The organism is Vibrio sp. V39_P1S14PM300, assembly GCF_009904765.1.
Classification (GTDB): domain Bacteria; phylum Pseudomonadota; class Gammaproteobacteria; order Enterobacterales; family Vibrionaceae; genus Vibrio; species Vibrio proteolyticus.
Map to the genome: position 1 here is coordinate 1 of NZ_WXWP01000004.1, position 2,915 is coordinate 2,915.

Here is a 2,915-nt window from a genome sequence, read left to right on the forward strand (position 1 = left end):
GTAACATTCTGGGCAATATATTAAGCCCTGCATATATTGCTCATAATCTTCTGGACTGACTTTTTTCCCGCTTATTTTAAGCAGCCTTTCGTCTGTTCCATATTTCCATTGAGGATTATAAATTGCATAAGTAATACTATTATTTCCCACAGCAACCTCGCACAAGGATGAACACCCACACAATGTATCAGCAATGAGAAACAAGATGAATATCAATAGTTAGATTCTGTGACAACCGAATGCGTATAACGCCGCGTTAAGTGGCGAACAACGCAACCACCTAGCCTAATAATTACACCCTAAACACCGAACCCAATTTGAACTAAAAGTGCGAAGCGTTGAGAGTCCGTCTTAAACGCTTTGTTATGCGACTGACTCTCGGAGGATATCTCTAACCTCCATTAGTGCAAAACCCAAAAGGTTTTGTCCTTTCCACAAGTTGGGGTTTTCAGCTTTCTGATTCTCCACTGCCAGCCCTATACCCCATATTTTATCTACTGGGCTAGCCTCTACCAGAAGTCTATTACTTGTATTAAGAAGGAATTCACGCAACTTCTGATTTTGGGAAAACTTCAATACATTGCCAGATACAACAATTTGAAACCGATTCTCACCCCACTTTGATTCATCAAAACCTTGAACTTCACGCCCAAGAGACTTTGCTTTCCCTGGGTTAGTGGCTTTGATTATCTTTTGATAGGTCTCATTATCACCAAACAGTTTAGCTTTCTCTGCCATCATATAGTGTTCAGCAGTCATGTACTCAATGCCGTTCTCACTAAAAGTGGATTCATACCACTGACTAAAGCAAGATTTGGATACAGTACCGCCTTGTTCTTGATGACCCCAAAAGAATACATACTTAATTTTTTTGCCTTTATTTACGTATTCCTGAAGCTGTTCTTTAGATCTAATTTTCAAACTTCAAATCCTGATTTTTTAGTCGCATAACGCCCTGTTAAGGTGTGAGCAACGCAATACCGATGCCACTGCATACCACCTTAAACACTAAAACCAACGCATAGTAAAAATGCCACGCGTTGCGAATCACTCTTAAACAGATTGTTAGTATTCTGTTCCTAGAATGGAATATCATCATCAAAGTCCATACCAGTCGGTTGCTGTAGCGGCTGCCCCCAAATAGTCTGTTGAGGCTGATGTAGAACTTGTTTAGACAAACATTTGCTACAACCTTTTGACGTATCTTTACCCATATCTTGTTTCTTTAGATAGGAACCACAACTACTGCACTCAGGAACTTTGAATAACTCGTTACCACAGCCACCACAGAAACGGGTTTCGGCTATTGGGTACCCACACGTACATTGATAGGTTAATTTGTCACCACAGGAGGTACAGTGAATATCAATGCAGTTTTCTGTAAAGTTAGCTCCCTTGTAAAACCCATTTGGTGACCATTGCGCATCTGGACATTTTAAATTGGAGCAAAGTGCTTTGCTTGGTGTGTTTATAGCGAAATGCCCAGCGCCAGAAATGCTTTTTAATTCCCTCAAAATGTCATCGACATTTTGATAGCGATTATCTGCGTCATACTCTGAAGCCTTATTTATTAAGTTTCGCAAAGCATAAGGAACTGACAGCTCAGTCTTGTCCAGTGCCTTGAGCGCTGGTGTACCCGTTAACAATTTACAGAGCGTTAGTCCCAGAGAATAGATATCAGTACGGCGATCAACGTTTTTCATATCGATTTTTTGCTCTGGAGACATGTACTCCGCAGAACCTAGATGGTCTCCGGTCCTTGTTGCTCTTGTTAAGTTCGGATTTCCAGAAGGGGCAAAGCCAATTGAGAAATCGATCAGGTAAGCATGGCCAGATGACGATAGCATGATGTTTGAGGGCTTTATGTCTCTATGAATAATTCCCTTTGCATGCACAAGTGACAGAGCATCAAGAATCTGAGTTGCAATTGTGATGACCTGTCGTTGCTCTATTACACCATGCTTTTGAACATGATCTTCTAAATTTGTACCATCGATATACTCCATCACGATGTACGGAACTGAATCATGCTCACATTTAACTTCGCCATGAGTGATGACATACGGAATCGCTGGATGTTGCACCTCTGCGAGTATGAACGATTCCCTCTTAAACTTTTTCTTTAGATCGGAGTTGTTCCGATTGAATACACTATCGAAAAACTTTACGGCAACGAACCTTTCCAAGGAGCTTTGCTTGGCTTTCTTGGTTTTACCAGAAAGTCCACTCCCAATATCCTCAAGTAGGTCAAAGCCTTGTCGCTTTAGATGAATTGAATACTCGTCCAACATTTACCTCTGAACTTTATAAGAATACTAACGCCCAATTAACGTGTGAGCAGCGCAAACACTGAACTTAAACACTGCGCCGTAAACACTTAACTCAACCCGAAGTGAGAGCGCCAAGCGTTGCGAATCACTGTTGAATTGTTTGTTATGAGTGTTCTTTAAGTTGTTCACCAAAACGATTGCTAGCGGTGCCAACATATGTCATGGCATTTAGTTCGAATATCTTGCCACATGTTGAGCACTGAAAAACACACCAAATGATATCTGGCCATTCCCCTGTCCTAATGGAATCGAAGTTTGTGTAGTAAGGCTCATCATTCAATGGAGTTTCCAATAATTCGCCGTTAGCAACGCAACCCCTTATCATTTCAAGAGCACTAGCTAGTTTTGAGGGTGTTGTAGGACGCCTTTCGTTTCTGTGCTTAGAACACTGTTTACAAAACTCTTTCATACATTTCTCTGAAACTCATAACGCCGCGTTAAGTAGTGAGCAACGCTACCACCCAGCTTAAACCATTACACCGTAAACACTAAAGCCGATTAAAACCCAAAATGCCACGCGTTGTGAATCTACCTTAAACGCTTTGTTATGCGATAATTACCACCACTTTGGACTCTCTCCATAGC

General features: G+C 41.3%; 2 protein-coding genes. Both read right to left on the reverse strand.

The genetic code is table 11. The features are described from left to right. Positions 1-363 precede the first annotated feature (363 nt). On the reverse strand, positions 364-921 hold the full coding sequence (locus CAG65_RS00470) for an NADAR family protein (RefSeq protein WP_202599221.1): 558 nt from the start codon (positions 919-921) through the stop codon (positions 364-366). 158 nt (positions 922-1,079) lie between these two features. Next, on the reverse strand, positions 1,080-2,291 hold the full coding sequence (locus tag CAG65_RS00480; protein WP_053305098.1) for a serine/threonine-protein kinase: 1,212 nt from the start codon (positions 2,289-2,291) through the stop codon (positions 1,080-1,082). Positions 2,292-2,915: the final 624 nt, after the last annotated feature.

Excerpts from the sequence above, each read along its gene's own strand:
- CAG65_RS00480 (WP_053305098.1), bottom strand. The coding sequence starts at position 2,291 with ATGTTGGACGAGTATTCAATTCATCTAAAGCGACAAGGCTTTGACCTA.